At 60.8% G+C, this 18885-nt stretch carries 19 protein-coding genes; 3 read left to right on the top strand and 16 right to left on the bottom strand.

From position 1 onward, the window contains the following. Window positions 1-37: 37 nt before the first annotated feature. Window positions 38-586 (bottom strand): adenine phosphoribosyltransferase, encoded by a 549-nt coding sequence (locus KVG85_RS11165; protein WP_024012326.1) that lies wholly within the window; start codon window positions 584-586, stop codon window positions 38-40. 75 nt (window positions 587-661) lie between these two features. Then, complete coding sequence (gene fnr / locus KVG85_RS11160; protein ID WP_123448571.1) at window positions 662-1396, bottom strand: fumarate/nitrate reduction transcriptional regulator Fnr; 735 nt, start codon at window positions 1394-1396, stop codon at window positions 662-664. Window positions 1397-1550: 154 nt separating this feature from the next. Here fnr and KVG85_RS11155 point away from each other — a divergent pair, with 154 nt between their 5' ends. Next, entirely contained in the window at window positions 1551-2033 is a 483-nt protein-coding gene (locus KVG85_RS11155; protein ID WP_217863886.1) for a hypothetical protein, read from the top strand. Here the strand turns inward: KVG85_RS11155 and hemN are convergent. From hemN to ccoN (KVG85_RS11085), 14 genes are all read right to left on the bottom strand, one after another. Further along, on the bottom strand, window positions 2030-3412 hold the full coding sequence (gene hemN / locus KVG85_RS11150; RefSeq protein WP_217863885.1) for an oxygen-independent coproporphyrinogen III oxidase: 1383 nt from the start codon (window positions 3410-3412) through the stop codon (window positions 2030-2032). The genes KVG85_RS11155 and hemN overlap by 4 nt on opposite strands. A gap of 197 nt (window positions 3413-3609) precedes the next feature. Then, a complete protein-coding gene (locus KVG85_RS11145) occupies window positions 3610-4293 on the bottom strand; it encodes a sulfite exporter TauE/SafE family protein (RefSeq protein WP_217863884.1) in 684 nt (227 codons plus the stop codon). Next, on the bottom strand, window positions 4286-4498 hold the full coding sequence (gene ccoS / locus KVG85_RS11140; protein ID WP_039763029.1) for a cbb3-type cytochrome oxidase assembly protein CcoS: 213 nt from the start codon (window positions 4496-4498) through the stop codon (window positions 4286-4288). The genes KVG85_RS11145 and ccoS overlap by 8 nt, the downstream gene beginning before the upstream one ends. A gap of 23 nt (window positions 4499-4521) precedes the next feature. Continuing rightward, a complete protein-coding gene (locus tag KVG85_RS11135; protein WP_217863883.1) occupies window positions 4522-6972 on the bottom strand; it encodes a heavy metal translocating P-type ATPase in 2451 nt (816 codons plus the stop codon). A 214-nt stretch (window positions 6973-7186) separates the two neighbouring features. Further along, complete coding sequence (locus KVG85_RS11130) at window positions 7187-7726, bottom strand: FixH family protein (RefSeq protein WP_217863882.1); 540 nt, start codon at window positions 7724-7726, stop codon at window positions 7187-7189. 13 nt (window positions 7727-7739) lie between these two features. Then, on the bottom strand, window positions 7740-9155 hold the full coding sequence (ccoG, locus tag KVG85_RS11125) for a cytochrome c oxidase accessory protein CcoG (protein ID WP_041479087.1): 1416 nt from the start codon (window positions 9153-9155) through the stop codon (window positions 7740-7742). Window positions 9156-9748: 593 nt separating this feature from the next. Beyond that, window positions 9749-10732, bottom strand: coding sequence for a cytochrome-c oxidase, cbb3-type subunit III (ccoP, locus tag KVG85_RS11120; RefSeq protein WP_071171608.1), 984 nt, complete (start codon window positions 10730-10732; stop codon window positions 9749-9751). Next, window positions 10729-10914 carry a cbb3-type cytochrome oxidase subunit 3 gene (locus KVG85_RS11115; protein WP_122705775.1) on the bottom strand — a complete coding sequence of 62 codons (186 nt, stop codon included), beginning with the start codon at window positions 10912-10914 and terminating at the stop codon, window positions 10729-10731. The genes ccoP (KVG85_RS11120) and KVG85_RS11115 overlap by 4 nt, the downstream gene beginning before the upstream one ends. Before the next feature lie 5 nt (window positions 10915-10919). Then, the gene (gene ccoO, locus KVG85_RS11110) at window positions 10920-11528 is read right to left on the bottom strand and encodes a cytochrome-c oxidase, cbb3-type subunit II (RefSeq protein WP_007917161.1); all 609 of its coding nucleotides are present in this window, start codon (window positions 11526-11528) and stop codon (window positions 10920-10922) included. Beyond that, window positions 11528-12970, bottom strand: coding sequence for a cytochrome-c oxidase, cbb3-type subunit I (ccoN, locus tag KVG85_RS11105; RefSeq protein ID WP_217863881.1), 1443 nt, complete (start codon window positions 12968-12970; stop codon window positions 11528-11530). Before ccoN (KVG85_RS11105) ends, ccoO (KVG85_RS11110) begins: the two co-directional genes overlap by 1 nt. Before the next feature lie 500 nt (window positions 12971-13470). Continuing rightward, window positions 13471-14427: a cytochrome-c oxidase, cbb3-type subunit III gene (gene ccoP / locus KVG85_RS11100; protein ID WP_217863880.1), complete on the bottom strand. Its 957-nt coding sequence runs from the start codon at window positions 14425-14427 to the stop codon at window positions 13471-13473. Then, complete coding sequence (locus tag KVG85_RS11095; RefSeq protein WP_016773878.1) at window positions 14424-14621, bottom strand: cbb3-type cytochrome oxidase subunit 3; 198 nt, start codon at window positions 14619-14621, stop codon at window positions 14424-14426. Before KVG85_RS11095 ends, ccoP (KVG85_RS11100) begins: the two co-directional genes overlap by 4 nt. 3 nt (window positions 14622-14624) lie before the next feature. Then, entirely contained in the window at window positions 14625-15233 is a 609-nt protein-coding gene (gene ccoO, locus KVG85_RS11090; RefSeq protein ID WP_003223389.1) for a cytochrome-c oxidase, cbb3-type subunit II, read from the bottom strand. Window positions 15234-15243: 10 nt separating this feature from the next. Next, a complete protein-coding gene (gene ccoN, locus KVG85_RS11085) occupies window positions 15244-16668 on the bottom strand; it encodes a cytochrome-c oxidase, cbb3-type subunit I (protein WP_217863879.1) in 1425 nt (474 codons plus the stop codon). 90 nt (window positions 16669-16758) lie between these two features. On the opposite strand from ccoN (KVG85_RS11085), the gene KVG85_RS11080 reads away from it, so the two are divergent. Both KVG85_RS11080 and KVG85_RS11075 read left to right on the top strand, forming a co-directional pair. Then, on the top strand, window positions 16759-17439 hold the full coding sequence (locus KVG85_RS11080; protein WP_217863878.1) for an alpha/beta family hydrolase: 681 nt from the start codon (window positions 16759-16761) through the stop codon (window positions 17437-17439). Window positions 17440-18469: 1030 nt separating this feature from the next. Further along, window positions 18470-18823 carry a DUF6124 family protein gene (locus KVG85_RS11075; protein WP_024012339.1) on the top strand — a complete coding sequence of 118 codons (354 nt, stop codon included), beginning with the start codon at window positions 18470-18472 and terminating at the stop codon, window positions 18821-18823. Window positions 18824-18885 lie beyond the last annotated feature (62 nt).

Below are 18885 nucleotides of genomic sequence, written 5' to 3'. Positions count from 1 at the left end.
GCGAGCCTGCTCGCGAAAGCGGCCTGTCAGACGCTGCTTATTTATCAGTCAACGCAAACTGCGTCAGGCAGAACGTCGGGATACCCATGTCCTGCAAGCGCTGCGAGCCTTGCAGCTCTGGCAGGTCAATGATCGCCGCCGCTTCATGCACCCGCGCGCCCATGCGGCGAATCAGGTTGGCTGCTGCGATCAGCGTGCCGCCGGTAGCGATCAGGTCATCGAACATCACCACCGAATCGCCTTCACACAGGCTGTCGGCGTGCACTTCCAGAAACGCTTCGCCGTACTCGGTCGCATAACCTTCGGCAAGCACGTCCGCCGGCAGTTTGCCTTGCTTGCGGAACAGCACCAGCGGCTTGTTCAACTGATAGGCCAGTACCGAACCGATCAGGAAGCCACGGGCATCCATTGCGCCAATGTGGGTGAAGTCGGCTTCGACGTAGCGGTGGGCGAAGCTGTCCATCACCAGGCGCAGGGCCGTCGGCGACTGGAACAACGGGGTGATGTCGCGAAAGATCACGCCCGGCTTTGGGAAGTCGATCACGGGGCGGATCAGGGATTTGATGTCGAAGGAGTCGAAGACCATCGGGGTGTCCTGGCAGGGCTGCAAACGGCGCAGTATACCCGCGGCTGAAACGATTCGCTCAACCGCGGGTCGTGATCAGCCTTCGATCGAACCGCCGGCCAGCGCGCACAGCTGGATCGGGTCGAGAATGTGAATCTCCTTGCCCTCGGCGGCAATCAGCTCGTTCTGCTGGAAGCGGGTGAACACCCGCGAAACGGTTTCCACCGCCAGGCCCAGGTAATTGCCGATTTCATTGCGCGACATGCTCAGGCGGAACTGGTTGGCCGAGAAGCCGCGAGCGCGGAAGCGTGCCGACAGGTTGACCAGGAAAGTGGCGATGCGCTCGTCAGCGGTTTTCTTCGACAGCAGCAGCATCATTTGCTGATCGTCGCGGATCTCGCGGCTCATCACCCGCATCAATTGGCGGCGCAGTTGTGGCAATTGCAGCGCGAGTTCGTCGAGGCGTTCGAAGGGGATTTCGCAAACCGAAGTGGTTTCCAGCGCCTGGGCCGAGACCGGGTGTTTTTCGGTGTCCATGCCCGACAGTCCGACCAGTTCGCTCGGCAGGTGGAAGCCGGTCAGCTGTTCTTCGCCGCCATCGCTCAGGCTGAAGGTCTTCAGGGCGCCGGAGCGGACTGCATAAACGGAATCGAAGGTGTCGCCCTGGCGGAACAGGAATTCGCCTTTCTTCAGCGGGCGGCCGCGTTTAACGATTTCGTCGAGCGCATCCATGTCTTCCAGATTCAGAGAAAGTGGCAGGCAGAGCGGGGCCAGGCTGCAATCCTTGCAGTGGGCCTGGTTGTGAGCGCGCAGTTTGACTGGCTCGGACATTTCTTCAATCCTTGTGGGAAAACACACATAAGCCGTAAGGGTAACCCACGGAAGGACATTCAGGCCAGCACGCGGCGGCGTTGTCCTACAGACATAAAGCCGCAGCACCGGCGGCCGATAACCCGTTATCAGTACTCATCCAAAGAAGGCCCCGATGACCGCCATTGGCACGCTAAGCCCCGGTAGCAGCGGCATTGCTGCTTCGCCGGAGGTAACCGGTCCCGACGCTGCAATCGACCGCGACGACGCCTTGTCGAATACGGCAACCCCGACCTTGGTCGAGGGCGTCAAAGTGTCGCTGTCCGGCGCGGCCATCGCCAAATCCGCCGCGGTCGGCGGCGAAAACAGTGACATCGACAACAGTGGCTTGCCGGAGCACATCCAGCAGTTGCTGAAGATGATTCGCAAAATCCAAAAAGAAATCATCGAGAAAAAAGCCCGCATGGCGGCGGTCATGTCAGACAGAACCCTCTCCAACGAGGAAAAGATCAACAAGCTCGCCGCATTACGTGGCGCCATCGCCGCCCTCAACAGTGGCTTGATCACTGCCAATCTTTCCTTGTCGAAAGTCATGAACCAGTCGGCGCTCAATCCCGATCAGAACCTCAAGGTCGGCTCGTTGCTGACCAAGCCTTAAATCACTCGCGAGAAACGCTGGCGGTTCTGCTGCTCCAGGTACGCATCGAAGGCCATGCACACCGAGCGCACCAGCAATCGGCCCGCCGGCAACACCTCGATGCGCTCGCGCTCGAGCCTGATCAGGCCATCCTCGGCCATACTTTGCAACTGCGGCCACAGCGCGCCGAAGTAGCCTTGAAAATCGATGTTGAACTGCTGCTCGATCTCGGCGAATTCAAGTTTGAAATTGCAGATCAGTTGCTGAATCACTGCGCGGCGCAAGCGGTCGTCGGCGTTGCACACCAGGCCGCGACTGGTCGCCAGCTGCGCGCTGGCCAGGCTGTTCTGATAGGCAGTGAGGTCGCTGCTGTTCTGGCAGTACAAATCACCAATCTGGCTGATCGCCGACACGCCCAGACCAATCAGGTCGCAATGGCCGTGGGTGGTGTAACCCTGGAAATTGCGTTGCAGGGTGTGCTCTTCCTGAGCGATGGCCAGTTCGTCATCAGGCAGGGCGAAGTGGTCCATGCCGATGTAGCGGTAGCCGGCAGCGGTCAATTGCTCGATGGTGCGCTGGAGCATTTCCAGCTTGTGCGCCGGGCTCGGCAGTTCGCTGCTGTTGATTCGGCGCTGGGGCATGAAGCGTTCCGGCAGGTGCGCATAGTTGAATACCGAGAGGCGATCCGGTTGCAGGCTGATCACTTCCTCGACGGTGCGGGCGAAATTGTCCGGTGTCTGCTTCGGCAGGCCGTAGATCAGATCGATGTTGATCGAGCGAAACTGCAAAGTGCGCGCCGCATCGATCACCGCGCGGGTTTCTTCCAGGCTTTGCAGGCGATTGACTGCGCGCTGCACCGCCGGGTCAAGGTCTTGCAGGCCAATGCTGACCCGGTTGAAACCCAGTTCGCGCAGCAGGCCCATGGTCGACCAGTCGGCTTCGCGCGGGTCGATTTCGATGCCGTAATCGCCCGAGTCATCGTTGAGCAGATTTAAATGCTTGCGCAGGTGCGCCATCAACTGACGCAACTCGTCGTGGCTGAGAAAGGTCGGCGTGCCGCCACCGAAATGCAGTTGCTCGACGGTTTGCGCCGGGTCGAGGTGGCAGGCAATCAACTGGATTTCCTGCTCGAGCCGTTGCAGATACGGCTGCGCACGGCCGCGATCCTTGGTGATGACCTTGTTGCAGGCGCAGTAGTAGCAAATGTTCGCGCAGAACGGCACATGCACGTACAGCGACAATGGCCGCTGCGCCTTGCGGCTGTCGCGCAGGGCATGGAACAGGTCAAAGGTGCCGACCTGACCGTGAAATTGCACGGCGGTCGGGTACGAGGTGTAGCGTGGCCCCGCCAGATCGTAGCGGCGGATCAGATCAGAGTCCCAACGAATGGCGTCGAGCATGCGGGCATTCCCCCGGATAGGCTGGCAGTGTGGCGAGTCTAGGGGAGGGCGTTACAGGGCATGTTGATTTGCATCAACGGCGAGGATTTGTGTTGTTCGTGCGGGCGTCTTCGCGAGCAGGCTCGCTCCCACATTGGATTTGCAGCGTACTCAAGACCTGTGGGAGCGAGCCTGCTCGCGAAGGCCTCCCCACACATTTAATGGCCCATAAGCCAATGCTGATGCGGCCCGGGCAAGGTCCACAGGCCAAACACAATCACCAGCAAGCCACCCGCCATGCGCACGCTGCGTTTGCGCAAGATCGCGGTGACCCGTTCAGCCGCCAGCCCGGTGGCGAGCAGCACCGGCCAGGTGCCGAGGCCGAAAGCGAGCATCAGCAACGCACTGTCCAGCGCATTGCCCTGACTCGCGCTCCACAGCAGGGTGCTGTAAACCAGCCCGCACGGCAGCCAGCCCCACAGCGCACCGAGCAGCAAGGCACGCGGCAGGCTGGAAACCGGCAGCAAGCGATTCGCCACCGGTTGAATGAAACGCCACAAACCACGCCCGAGCGCTTCGATACGCGTGAGCCCGCTCCACCAACCGGCCAGGTACAAACCCATGGCGATCAGCAGCAACCCGGCCAGCACGCGCATGAACAGCGCCGCCGGGCTGTTGGCGACTGCCCAGCCGGCGAGGCCGATGAGCAATCCCGCCGTGGCATAACTGAAAATCCGCCCGAGGTTATACGCCAGCAACAGACGAAAGCGCCGGCTGCGCTGCTCTTTGGGAATCGCCAGGGTCAGCGCGCCCATCAGGCCGCCGCACATACCCAGACAGTGGCCGCCACCGAGCAGGCCGAGGATCAGCGCCGAGACCAGCAGGGGCGCCAGTTCAAGCATGGGGTGGCGCCTTGTCGTCCGGTTTGCCGGCGTTGGCTTCGTCCACTGCAGCGGTGTGGTTGGGATCCTGATCGTCAAACAGGATGCTGTGCGCCGGGCCGTCGAGGTCGTCGTACTGACCGCTGTCCACCGCCCAGAAGAAGATGTACACGGCGATGGCGACGATCAGCAAGGCAGCGGGAATCATCACATAGAGAGCTGGCATCGGTAACTCCAGGCCCGCGCGGCTCAGGCCGGCAGCGGACGGGTGTGGGTCGGGCTGCCGGCGGCCGGCGCGCTCGGCAGGCGAGTCAGGCGCAGGGCGTTGAGCACCACGGTCAGCGAACTGATCGACATGCCGACCGCCGCCCACACCGGAGTGATCCAGCCGAGGGCGGCGAACGGCAACATGAGGCCATTGTACAGCGCTGCCCACAGCAGGTTTTCGATGATTACCCGGCGCGTGCGCCGCGCCAGTGTGAAAGCTTGCACCAAAGCATCGAGACGGTTGGACAGCAGCACCGCATCGGCGCTGGTTTTCGCCAGATCGGTAGCCGAGCCCATCGCCACGCTGATGTCGGCCGCGGCCAGCACCGGCACGTCGTTGACGCCATCACCGAGCATCAGCACTTTGCGACCTTCGCGATGAAGTTGCTGCAGCACTTGCAGTTTGTCATCGGGGCGCAAGCCGCCACGGGCCTCGTCGATGCCCAGTTCGGCGGCGACACTGGCGACCATCGGCGAACTGTCGCCGGACAACAGCAAGGTGCGCCAGCCCCGCGCTTTGCAGGCCGCGAGCAGGGCAGGGGCGTCGTCACGCAGGCGATCATCGAGCACCAGCCACGCCAGCGGTCCGTGTGTGTCGGCGAGCAGCAACCATTGCCCGGCTTCATCAGGCATTGACGGCAGTGCCGCGCCGCTCAGTGCACAGGCGAACGGCGCCTGACCGATGCGCAAGCGTTGCTCACCGACCACGCCTTCCAGGCCCAGCCCCGGTGTGCTGTGGACGTCCTCGGCGGCCAGCGGCGCACGGCCGAAAGCGCGGGCAATCGGGTGTTCCGAACGGTTTTCCAGCGCAGCGGCGAGGCTCAGGCATTGCTCGCTGTCCAGCCTCCCGAGCGGGCGAATCGAGCGCAGCACCAAGCGGCCTTCAGTGAGCGTGCCGGTCTTGTCGAAAATCACCGTGTCGATCTGGTTCAAGCCTTCCAGCACATGACCGCGGGTCAGCAGCAGGCCGAGTTTGTGCAGGGTGCCGGTGGCGGCGGTGAGGGCGGTCGGCGTCGCCAGCGACAGCGCGCACGGGCAGGTCGCCACCAGCATGGCGAGAACGATCCAGAACGCCCGCACTGAGTCCAGCTGCCACCACAGCAGGCCGATCACTGCCGCCGCAATCAGCGACAGCAGCAAAAACCATTGCGCGGCGCGGTCGGCGATTTCCGCCAGACGCGGTTTCTCCGCCTGAGCGCGGTCGAGCAGGCGCACGATCGCGGAGAGACGCGTGTCCTGTCCCAGCGCCTGCACTTGCACGGTCAATGCGCCTTCGACGTTGAGCGTGCCCGCAGTTACCGCATCACCGAGCGTGCGCGGCTGTGGCAGGTATTCGCCGGTCAGCAGCGATTCGTCGATGCTCGACTGACCGTCGATGATCTTGCCGTCAGCCGGCAGAATCGAGCCCGGCTGCACCAGAATCCGCTCGCCCACACGCAGCTCGCTGAGCAGGATCCGTTCGCTCTGGCCATCGCTATCCAGGCGCAGGCACGAGGCCGGTAACAGATTGACCAGTTGCGCGGTGGCAGCAGCGGTGCGTTCGCGGGCGCGGCGTTCCAGATAGCGCCCGGCCAAAAGAAACAGGGCGAACATGCCGACCGCATCGAAGTACAGCTCGCCGACCCCGGTAATCGACGTCCAGATCCCGGCGATGTAAGCGCTGCCGATCGCCAGTGAAACTGAAACGTCCATGGTCAGGTGGCGGGTACGTAAATCGCGCATCGCGCCTTTGAAGAACGGCGCGCAGCTGTAGAACACGATCGGTGTGGTCAGAAACAGCGCGACCCAGCGCAGGATCGTGTGCAGCTCGGGGCTGAGGTCGATGTTGAATTCCGGCCAGGTGGCCATGGTCGCCATCATCGCCTGAAACCACAGCAGACCGGCGACGCCGAGCTGGCGCAGGGCCAGGCGATTCTCGCTGGCCAATTGTTCGCTGGCGCGATCGGCTTGATAGGGGTGGGCGGCGTAACCGATGTGGCGCAGCTCGGCGAGGATCTGGCTCAGCGGCAATTGTGCGTCGGCCCAACGCACGTGCAGGCGATGGTTGGACAGGTTCAGCCGCGCTTCGGCGACGGCGGGCAGGGTGCGCAGGTGTTTCTCGATCAGCCAGCCACAGGCGGCGCAACTGATGCCTTCCATCAACAAGGTGGTTTCGGCCAGATCGCCTTCGTGGCGCACGAACGGTTGCTGCACGTCGGCGCGGTCGTACAGCGCCAGTTCATCGCTCAGTTGCACCGGCAGCGCTTCGGGATTGGCCGAGGCTTCGCTGCGATGCTGGTAATAACTTTCCAGACCACCGGCGGCGATGGCTTCGGCCACCGCCTGACAGCCCGGGCAGCAGAACTCGCGGGCCTGCCCGAGGACGACGGCGGTGAAGCGGCTGCCAGACGGGACGGGCAGGGCGCAGTGGTAGCAGGGAACTGGGTTGGTCATGGCATTGATGAGGGTGTGAGCCCTTGCATTGGGGGTGTTCGCTTGCCCTCACCCCAGCCCTCTCCCGGAGGGAGAGGGAGCCGATCGGTGTGAGCCTGAAGAGCGGCTTCAGTCGCTGACATTGTCACTGTCATACGCCCCGCTTCCAGGCAACCGAGATCAGTCCCCTCTCCCTCCGGGAGAGGGCTAGGGTGAGGGGGCTCTTGATTTTGATTCACTTCTTCAGATCTTCCGCACCCTGCAATGGCTCGTCTCCCAGCAGCAGCTCTTTGTCATGGCTGACCAGTTCTTCTTCAAACATGCGCCACACATGCTCGTCCTGGCTGCCAAGCAACTCGACAAACCGTCGCCCTTCGACCTTGTCGCTCAACTGGCCGATGTAGCGCCCGCTTTCGCTTGCGCTGCGGGTCAGCACGATCCTGCGATCCTTCTCCGGCTGGGTCGGCGAGATCAGGTTCAGTTCCAGGGTTTGCGGCTGGCTGTCACCGTTCAAGCGCAGATCGACTTCACCGGTCACATCATCCAGATGCACCGCTGCACGCAGCTTCAGGGTTTGCGCCAGCAGCTCGCGATCCAGTGAACGGTTGATGCCTTTGCCTGCTTCGTAATAGTTGTCGTTGACCAGATTGTCCGGGTTGTTCACCGCGATGGTCACCATGGACAGGGTCAAGGCCACCGAGCAGGCCAGAATCGCGATGATGATCCACGGCCAGAGGTGCTTGTACCAGGGACTTGCGGCGTTTGCAGCGGGCATGTTCAAAATTCTCTCAACGGATTTGTGGGCCGATGAATCGGCTCTTGGCTTCAACGTGGACGCTGTTGTCATCGGCGTCCTTGAGGATGAATTTCACCTCGTTGGTGCTCGATGGCAGTTGTTCCGGTGCGCTGGACAACTCGACCGGCATGCTGACTATATCGCCGGCGGCCACCTTGATCTCGCGCTTGCCTTGCAGGCGCAGGTCCGGCAGACCCTCGGCTTGCAGCAGGTAAGTGTGGTCGCGCTGATCCTTGTTCATGATCTTCAGGCTGTAGACGTTTTCGATCCGGCCTTCAGCGTTTTCGCGGTACAGCACGCGGTCTTTGCTGACGTCGAAACCGACCAGCGAACGCATGAAGAACGCAGCGACCAACAGGCTGATCATCGCCAGCAGCACCACGGCATAGCCGATCAGGCGCGGTCGCAGTTTATGGGTTTTCTGCCCGGAGAGGTTGTGTTCGGTGGTGTAGCTGATCAGCCCGCGCGGGTAATCCATCTTGTCCATGATGCTGTCGCAGGCATCAATGCACGCAGCGCAGCCGATGCACTCGATCTGCAGGCCATCGCGGATGTCGATGCCGGTCGGGCAGACCTGCACGCACATCGTGCAGTCAATGCAATCACCCAGCCCCAGCGCCTTGTAATCGATGCCTTTCTTGCGCGGCCCACGGCTTTCGCCACGGCGCGGGTCGTAGGAAACGATCAGCGTGTCCTTGTCGAACATCACGCTCTGGAAGCGAGCATACGGGCACATGTAGATGCACACCTGCTCACGCAACCAGCCGGCATTGCCGTACGTGGCGAGGGTGAAAAAACCGACCCAGAAATACGACCAGCCATCGGCCTGGCCGGTGAAGAACTCGATGACCAGTTCGCGGATCGGCGAGAAGTAGCCGACAAAGGTCATGCCGGTGACAAAACCGATCAGCAGCCACAGCGAGTGCTTGGCCAGTTTTCGCAGGAATTTGTTGGCGCTCATCGGCGCCTTGTCGAGCTTGATGCGTTGGTTGCGGTCGCCTTCGGTGACCTTTTCGCACCACATGAAAATCCACGTCCACACGCTCTGCGGGCAGGTATAACCGCACCAGACGCGCCCGGCGTAGACCGTGATGAAGAACAGGCCGAACGCGGCAATGATCAACAGCCCCGAGAGCAGGATGAAATCCTGTGGCCAGAAGGTCGCGCCGAAAATGAAGAACTTGCGCTCCGGCAGGTTCCACCACACTGCCTGGTGACCGCCCCAGTTCAGCCACACCGTGCCGAAATACAGCAGAAACAACGCCGCACCGCCGAGCATCCGCAGATTGCGGAACAAGCCGGTGAAGGCACGGGTGTAGATTTTTTCTCGTGAGGCATAAAGGTCGACGCTGTTGTTCGCGTTCTTGCTCGGCGGCGTGACGTCGTGTACCGGAATCTGATTGCTCATCATTGCATCCCACGGCAGTGGAAAAATGCCTCGGTCGATACGTGCCGACCGAGGTCAAAAAGGCTGTTGCAGTAGCGCGATGATACGCCTGCCGCTCTGGCTCAAGGGTGCGACCTTTGGTCGCGTTGGGTAAAAAATGCGGATGGTGTAGCGATTGCGCAAAAGCCTGACGCAGATCAATTGACTTGTTGAGTATGGACGGTTTTGCTGGGGTGGCTAACTCACCGTTCCCAAGGGGGGAGCCCTGCGTCTCCCGGGTCCGGGCAATCTGCCGCCGCCCAGACTGTCCAGACCGCCACCGTTACCTGAATTGTCCGAGACGTTTTGCGCAAATGTATTGTTGGGCTGCGCCGGCGTTTTTGTGGGCGAGACTTGAATATCGAAACAGGGTTGGAAGAGTTTTGATGGTGTGCTTTCGTGCATGTCGGCTTCATCCTGAATATAGATCCCGATGTGGCTCATCGGGCTGAGGAAAACCTACCGGGGCACGTCAGGACGGGTCTATCAACAAAACGTCTCAAAGCGTAAATGCCCCCATAAAAAAGGCCCCGCCAATCTCATTGGCGGGGCCTTTTATGCTTCAGGCGTTGGTCTTACTCAGCCTTCGCCTCCGGCGCTTTTTCACCATGGGACAGGCTGTAAACATACGCCGCCAGCAGGTGCACCTTGTCATTGCCCTGCAGTTGTTCCTGCGCAGGCATCTGGCCCTGACGACCGTAACGGATGGTCTGCTGCAGTTGCGCGAAGCTCGAGCCGTAGATGAATGCGCCCGGGTGTGTCAGGTCAGGCGCGCCCATGGCCGGGGTGCCTTTACCGGCAGGGCCGTGGCAAGCCACGCAGTTGGCGGCGAAGAGTTTCTGGCCGTTGGCCGGGTCGGCCTTGGTGCCTTCCGGCAATTTACGGCCGTCGAGATTGGTCACCACGTAAGCAGCCACATCGGCCACGCCTTGCTCACCGATCACTTCCGCCCACGCCGGCATCACCGCGTGGCGGCCGCCCATGATGGTGGTCTTGATGGTTTCCGGCTCACCGCCCCAGCGCCAGTCGGCGTCGGTCAGGTTGGGGAAGCCATAGGCGCCCTTGGCGTCGGAACCGTGGCACACCGAGCAGTTGGACGCGAACAGACGGCCGCCCATCTTCAGTGCTTGCGGATCCTTGGCGACTTCTTCGATCGGCATCGCCGCGAACTTGGCGAAAATCGGACCGAAGCGAGCGTCCGAACGGGCCATTTCCTTTTCCCACTCGTGGACGCCGGTCCAGCCGGTCTGGCCGTTGGCGAACGCGGTCTGCTTCTCGGTATCCAGATAGTTGTAGCCCGGCAGCAGACCTTTCCAGTTGCCCAGGCCCGGGTACAGCACCAGATAACCCAGGGCAAAAATGATGGTGCCGACGAACAGCATGAACCACCATTTCGGCAGCGGGTTGTCGTACTCCTCGATCCCGTCGAAGGAGTGGCCGACCGTCTCGTCCGTCTGTTCGCTGCGCTGGCCCTTGCGGGTCGACAGCAGCAGCCAGGTCAGGGCGAAGATCGTACCGAGACTGAGGACTGTGACGTACAGACTCCAGAACGTAGTCATTCTTTGTTACTCCTAGAAGCTTGCTCGACGTGCTTGACGGCTTCGGGATCATCGGCAAAAGGCAGCATGGTCGCGTCGTCGAATTCCGACTTGCGCTTGGGGCTGAACACCCACAAGGCCAGACCGATGAAGGCCACCATCACGACCACGGTGCCCAGGCCTCGAATCATCCCGATATCCATCAGATTCACCGTTTGCTTTTGATGATGGTGCCCAGGCCTTGCAGATAGGCCACCAGCGCGTCCATTTCGGTTTTGCCCTTCACGGCATCCTGTGCACCGGCGATGTCTTCGTCGGTGTAAGGCACGCCGAGGGTGCGCAAGACTTCCATTTTTTTCGCGGTTTCCTTGCCGTCGAGCTTGTTTTCCACGAGGAACGGGTAAGCCGGCATTTTCGACTCGGGGACCACGTTGCGCGGGTTGTACAAGTGCGCACGTTGCCAGTCATCGGAGTAACGACCGCCCACACGGGCCAGGTCCGGACCGGTACGTTTGGAACCCCACAGGAACGGGTGATCCCAGACGCTTTCACCGGCAACCGAATAGTGGCCATAGCGTTCGGTTTCAGCGCGGAACGGGCGGATCATCTGCGAGTGGCAGCCGACACAACCGTTGGCGATGTACACGTCGCGGCCTTCCAGTTCCAGCGCCGAGCGCGGCTTCATGCCCTCGACCGGCTTGTTGGTGACGTCCTGGAAGAACAGCGGAACGATTTGGGTCAGACCACCGACGCTGACGGCGATGACCATGAAGAAGGCCAGCAGGCCAATATTCTTCTCGACAGCTTCATGCTTCATCAGTGAGCTCCAACAACGGCAATCTTGGCGGCGGCTTCGGCTTCAACCGGATTCGACGCACGAACGGTGCGGTACACGTTGTAAGCCATCAGCAGCATGCCGCTGGCAAAGAAAGCACCGCCCAGCGCACGGACGATGAAGCCCGGGTGGCTGGCCTGCAGCGCTTCGACGAACGAGTAGGTGAGGGTGCCGTCATCGTTGATTGCACGCCACATCAGGCCCTGGGTGATGCCATTGACCCACATCGACGCGATGTAGAGCACGGTACCGATGGTCGCAAGCCAGAAGTGCGCGTTGATCAGCCCGGTGCTGTGCATCTGCGCCCGGCCGAACAGTTTCGGGATCATGTGGTAGATCGCGCCGATCGAGATCATCGCTACCCAACCGAGGGCGCCGGCGTGTACGTGGCCGATGGTCCAGTCGGTGTAGTGCGAGAGCGAGTTGACGGTCTTGATCGCCATCATCGGCCCTTCGAAGGTCGACATGCCGTAGAACGCCAGCGACACCACGAGGAAGCGCAGGATCGGGTCGGTGCGCAACTTATGCCAGGCGCCCGACAGGGTCATCATGCCGTTGATCATGCCGCCCCAGCTTGGCGCCAGGAGGATGATCGACATCGCCATGCCCAGCGATTGTGCCCAGTCCGGCAGGGCGGTGTAGTGCAGGTGGTGCGGGCCGGCCCAGATGTAGAGGGTGATCAGCGCCCAGAAGTGCACGATCGACAGACGATAGGAGTAGATCGGGCGTTCGGCCTGTTTCGGCACGAAGTAATACATCATCCCGAGGAAACCGGTGGTCAGGAAGAAACCCACCGCGTTGTGGCCGTACCACCACTGGATCATCGCGTCAGTGGCACCGGAGTAGGCCGAATACGACTTGAACAGGCTGACCGGCAGCGACATGTGGTTGACGATGTGCAGCATCGCGGTGACCACGATGAACGCGCCGTAGAACCAGTTACCAACGTAGATGTGCTTGGTTTTGCGCTTGGTGATGGTGCCGAAGAACACCAGACCGTAAGTGACCCAGACAATGGCCAGCAGAATTGCGATCGGCCATTCCAGCTCGGCGTATTCCTTGGTGGTGGTGTAACCCAGCGGCAAGGTGATGATGGCGCCGACGATGACCGCTTGCCAGCCCCAGAAGGTGAAGGCCGCGAGGCTGTCGGAAATCAGTCGCGTCTGGCAGGTTCGCTGCACGACATAGTAGGAAGTGGCAAACAGTGCACAACCGCCGAAGGCGAAAATCACCAGGTTTGTGTGCAACGGGCGCAGGCGTCCAAAGCTCGTCCACGGCAGACCGAAGTTCAATTCCGGCCAGACCAGTTGCGAGGCAATGAAGACACCGAGCCCCATGCCAAGGATCCCCCAGACCACCGTCATGATGGCGAACTGGCGGACTACCTTATAGTTATAAGCAGTCGGACTGATTGCTGTGCTCATTCTAAGGTTCCACGGTTTGGGTATTTTTATAGGGATAAAATCGGCCGCAAGTATGTATAAAGCAGGGGGTCATTGCAACGCGCCATGACCTGGGTCAATGCTTTCCAACGCTGATTCTGCGGCCTTTCCATGCGCCGCGTAGGGTCAAAAATGGCCTCTGACAAAATGTCGCAGTGGGCGCAAAAAAGCTCGCAATCCGGATCGCCGTCAACGGTGCCCGTTCACAGGTCGTGATCGGGGGATTGAGGGCAATCGGCGCAACAGCCGTTATCTACCTGCGTTTGCGGCGAATCCATCAGCCGGTTCACGGCGCGCATCGTTCGGGATTGATCTGGAAACCGACTTCAGCCGGTCCGCTTCGATGAAGCGTAGACCCGAATCCGGGGTTCCGAAAGGAGAGGGCGTGAGGGGTGCGACAAAAAGAAGCAGCTACGAGCTGCAAGCTGCAAGCGACAAGTGGGTACAAGTCGCCCGCAGAGTTGTATACATGGATGTTGCTTTTACTTGGAGCTTTCAGCTTGAAGCTTGCCGGTCAATTGCTCATCATTTTTCGAAAGGCTGTACACATAAGCGGCAAGCAATTGCACTTTATCGTTGCCCAGCAATTCGTTCTGCGCTGGCATATGCCCCTGACGACCATGGCGAATGGTCTGTTCCAGTTGGGTCAGGCTGGTGCCATAAATGAAGCCGGCCGGATGGGTCAGGTTTGGCGCGCCCATCGCCGCAGTGCCCTGGCCGGTGGCGCCATGACAGGCAACGCAAGTGGTGCTGAACGCCTGCTGCCCGGCTTGCAGATCCGCCTTGCTGTCGGCGGGTAGCGGCAGGCCGGCCAGTTCGTGGCGCACATACGCGGCAACGTTTTTCACCCCAGCCTCACCGAGCACTTCGCCCCAGGCCGGCATCGCCGCCATCCGCCCACCCATGATGGTGGTTTTAATCGTCTCGGCATCGCCGCCCCAGCGCCAGTCGCTGTCAGCAAGGTTAGGGAAGCCGAACGCGCCCTTGGCATCCGAGCCGTGGCATACCGAGCAATTGGAGGCGAACAGACGACCGCCCATTTTCAGCGCCTGCGGATCCTTGGCCACTTCTTCCAGGGGCATCGCTGCGAATTTGGCGAAGATCGGCCCGAACCGGGCGTCGGCCTTGTTCATTTCCTTTTCCCACTCGTGCACGCCGGTCCAGCCATCCTCGTAACCGGGCAGGATGCCTTTCCAGTTGCCCAGGCCCGGGTACAGAACCAGATAGCCCACCGAGAACACCAGCGTGCCGGCGAACAGCATGAACCACCACTGCGGCAGCGGGTTGTCGTACTCCTCGATGCCGTCGAAGCTGTGGCCCATGGTCTGGTCGACGCTGCCCTTGGTCTCGCCCCGACGGGTGCCGATCAGCAGCCAGGTCAGGCCGATCAGGCTGCCAATGGTCAGTACGCAGATCCACGTACTCCAGAAGGTGGTCATGGCCGGGTACTCCTTGTTTCAGGGGCTGAAATTGTTTCGGGTAGTGGTTCGTCGGCGAACGGCAGCAGGCGTGCTTCGGCGAATTCCGGCGTGCGCTTGCGGTTGAATACCCACAAGGTCAACCCGACGAAGGCGACGAACACCACGACCGTGCCGAGGCCGCGGATCAGGCCTGCACTCATTTCAATGACCATGGCTCACCTCTTGCTCTTGATCGCAGTGCCGAGCACTTGCAGGTAGGAAACGAGGGCGTCCATTTCGGTCTTGCCCTTGAGGCTGGCGACCGCGCCGCTGATGTCGTCGTCGGTATACGGCACGCCGAGGGTGCGCATGGTTTTCAGCTTGGTTTCGGTGTGGCTGCTGTCGACCGCTTGGGTGACCAGCCACGGATAGGCCGGCATCTTCGACTCCGGCACAACGTTGCGCGGGTTGTACAAGTGCGCGCGGTGCCAGTCATCCGAGTAACGCGCGCCGACCCGGGCCAGATCCGGACCGGTACGTTTCGAGCCCCACAGGAAGGGGTGATCCCAAACGCTTTCGCCCGCAACCGAGTAGTGCCCGTAGCGCTCGGTTTCGGCGCGGAACGGGCGGATCATTTGCGAGTGGCAGCCGACGCAGCCTTCGCGGATGTAGATGTCGCGACCTTCCAGTTGCAGCGCGGTGTAGGGCTTCATGCCTTCCACCGGTTTGTTGGTGACGTCCTGGAAGAACAGCGGGACGATCTGGGTCAGGCCGCCGATGCTCACGGCGAACACCATCAGCAGCATCAGCAGGCCGACGTTCTTTTCAATCGTTTCGTGTTTCATGGCGGACTCCTCAGGCCATCTGCGCGGCAGCGACGACGTCGGCAGGATGCGAGGCCCGCACGGTGCGCCAGGTGTTGTAAGCCATCAGGAACATGCCGCTTAAGAAAATCGCCCCGCCGATCAGCCGCACGACAAAGCCCGGATGGCTGGCCACCAGGGTTTCGACGAAGGAGTAAGTCAGCGTGCCGTCCTCGTTGACCGCGCGCCACATCAGGCCCTGGGCGATGCCGTTGACCCACATCGAGGCTATATAGAGCACGGTGCCGATGGTTGCGAGCCAGAAGTGCGCGTTGATCAAACCGACGCTATGCATCTGCGCTTTGCCGAAGATTTTCGGGATCATGTGGTACAGCGCGCCGATCGAGATCATCGCCACCCAGCCGAGTGCACCGGCGTGAACGTGGCCGATGGTCCAGTCGGTGTAGTGGGAGAGGGCGTTTACCGTTTTGATCGCCATCATCGGCCCTTCGAAGGTCGACATGCCGTAGAACGCCAGCGACACCACGAGAAAGCGCAGGATCGGGTCGCTGCGCAACTTATGCCACGCGCCCGAAAGGGTCATCATGCCGTTGATCATGCCGCCCCAGCTCGGTGCCAGCAGGATCAGCGACATCACCATGCCCAGCGACTGTGCCCAGTCCGGCAGCGCGGTGTAGTGCAAGTGGTGCGGGCCGGCCCAGATGTACAGGGTGATCAAGGCCCAGAAGTGCACGATCGACAGGCGATACGAATACACCGGACGCTCGGCCTGTTTCGGCACGAAGTAATACATCATGCCGAGGAAGCCGGCGGTGAGGAAAAAGCCCACAGCGTTGTGGCCGTACCACCACTGCACCATGGCGTCGGTTGCACCGGCGTACACCGAGTAGGACTTGGTGAAACTCACCGGCAACTCGAGGTTGTTGACGATGTGCAGGATCGCCACGGTGATGATGAACGCGCCGAAGAACCAGTTGCCCACATAGATGTGCTTGGTCTTGCGCTGCATGATCGTGCCGAAGAACACGATCGCGTAGGCGACCCAGACGATGGTGATCAGGATGTCAATCGGCCATTCCAGCTCGGCGTATTCCTTGGAGCTGGTGTAACCCAACGGCAGGCTGATCGCCGCCAACAGGATCACCAATTGCCAGCCCCAGAAGCAGAACGCGGCGATTTGCGGCGCGAACAATTGCGTCTGGCAGGTGCGTTGCACCGAATAGAAAGAGCTGGCGAACAGCGCGCAGCCACCAAAGGCGAAGATCACCGCGTTGGTGTGCAGCGGGCGCAGACGGCCGAAACTGGTCCAGGGCAAATTGAAGTTGAGTTCCGGCCAGACCAATTGCGCCGCGAGAAAAACCCCGAGGCCCATGCCGACGATGCCCCACACCACCGTCATAATGGCGAATTGGCGGACCACCTTGTAGTTGTAGGCGGTACTGATAGAAGTGTTCATGGTTCCCCATCCACGGTTCAGCCGAAGTGAGCGCGCAAACAGCGCGAATCCTTCGCCTGGAGTTATAGGCAGACTAAAAGCGAGGCAAGCATGGACAAACAGCACAAGGCCAGTATTGACGGGGATCAATGGGCGCAGTGTGTGCTCGATCATGGATGGCTTTGGGATGCCGCTGTTGGTGAGGCTTCGGCAACGCTGATTCTGGCCCACGGTGCGGGGGCGCCGATGGATAGCGAGTGGATGAACGACATGGCTGGGCGCCTTGCCGGGCTTGGGGTCAACGTGTTGCGGTTTGAGTTTCCGTATATGGCGCAGCGGCGGGTGGATGGGGTGAAGCGGCCGCCGAATCCTGCGCCGAAACTGTTGGATTGCTGGCGGGAGGTGTTTGCGCTTGTGCGGCGTCATGTCGCTGGGGTTTTGGCGGTTGGCGGCAAGTCGATGGGCGGGCGGATGGCGAGTCTGGTGGCGGATGAGTTGGGGGTGGATGCGTTGGTGTGTCTGGGGTATCCGTTTTATGCGGTGGGGAAGCCGGAGAAGCCTCGGGTTGAGCATTTGGCTTCGTTGCGCACGCGAGCGTTGATTGTGCAGGGGGAGCGGGATGCTCTGGGGAATCGCGAGGCGGTTGAGGGGTATTCGTTAGCGCCGGGGATTGAGGTGTTTTGGTTAGTGGCGGGGGATCATGATTTGAAGCCGCTGAAGGTTTCTGGGTTTACGCATGAACAGCATTTGGCCAGCGCCGCGCAGAAAGTATCCGAGTTTCTCAAGGGTTAACCGAGATTCTGGTTTCCATGGAGATCGGCTCCCTTTCCCCCTCGCCCCCTTGGGGGAGAGGGTTGGGGTAGCTGTTGATCTTGCTCTTGGGGGCATATCCGTTGCTGCGGTAACGGCTGCTTAGGGTTCCGCCCTTACGGCGGGTCACCTTTTTCAAACGCCAAAAAGGTAACCCAAAAGGCTTGCTCCTACGTTCGGCCCTCGCAGGCTCGGGTCCCTTCGCTCCGGGACTGATCCGGGCGCAGCGGCTACGGTTTGCTTCGCTGCACCTCCTTCCGCTGTGTCTGGCTGCGCCAGACGGTCGCTGCGCTCCCACGCCCGGATCAATCCCTCCACTCAGCCTTCCGACGTCGCCGGTGGATCAAGATCAAAAGCACTCGAGCTTGCGCTCATTGTTGAGTGGGGCGGCTTCGCCGCGGGCAGCTGCGCTGCTTTGCTTTTTGCTTTTGTGGGAGCGAGCCTGCTCGCGATGGCGGTCTTCCAGTCGACCAATCTCTACCGTTTGGACCAAATCCATGTGGGCTGGCTTACCAGCGATGGCGACCTATAAGCCGACCAATTCCTCACTGACGTACTCGGTCCAAATGTGGGAGCGAGCCTGCTCGCGAAGGCGTTCTTCCAGACGACATCAAACTACAAGCCTGTCAGAAGCAGTCCCTGCATTAAACATCATCAAATACCCACGTTTAAACTACACGACCCGTTACGCCATCCCGGCTACAACTCCTTGCGCCATTGCCTACGCCTACGCCAGAATCCGCCGGCTTACGCGCTATGAGGTTGGCTATATCGTTTCTCGGTCACTGACAAAAAGCAGTGATCGGGTTTGGTAGCCCGTCTGTAATGGCCGTATGTCTACGCCTTCAGACCGTCCTTTTTTTGGGGGCTCGGTTTATATGGTGGTCATGCGTGGGGCTCGTTCGCGGGCGCCGGGTTCCTATTGCAGCCGGTCTACCAACCCGCGTATGGCCGCCACCCTCGTTTGGTAGCGAAGGTGATGGCTCCTTGAATCTGCAATAGGAGTTTCATCATGTTCAAAGTCACCCCCAACCCGCCACCCTCCCACGACCGCGCACTCGACCCGCAAAAAATCCAGGAAGCCACCGACCGCGCCCTCGATTACTACCTCAAACCTGAAGACCTGGCAGCTCCGCCAAGTTCGCCAAAATATCGCCCGGTTTATGTTGTCGACCCCACGCTGGATGACGAAACCCTGTTGGTCGAAGCCTGCGAGTCGCTTTCCTACGCCCATGCCATGGCCGGTAACATCGCCAACTCAATAGGCGGCCCGGAACGCAAACCACTGCTGGCGCTGCAACAGGTGATCATGCTGAACGAACTGTTGGTCAATCGACTGTTGGATAAGCTGAAGTTGCCTCAATAAGTTCGCTGGCTGTAATGGCCTCTTCGCGAGCAGGCTCGCTCCCACAGAGGATTGGTGTCTGG

Origin of the sequence: Pseudomonas triticicola (assembly GCF_019145375.1) — a bacterium.
GTDB lineage: Bacteria > Pseudomonadota > Gammaproteobacteria > Pseudomonadales > Pseudomonadaceae > Aquipseudomonas > Aquipseudomonas triticicola.
This window is presented reverse-complemented; position numbering and strand designations above follow the sequence as displayed.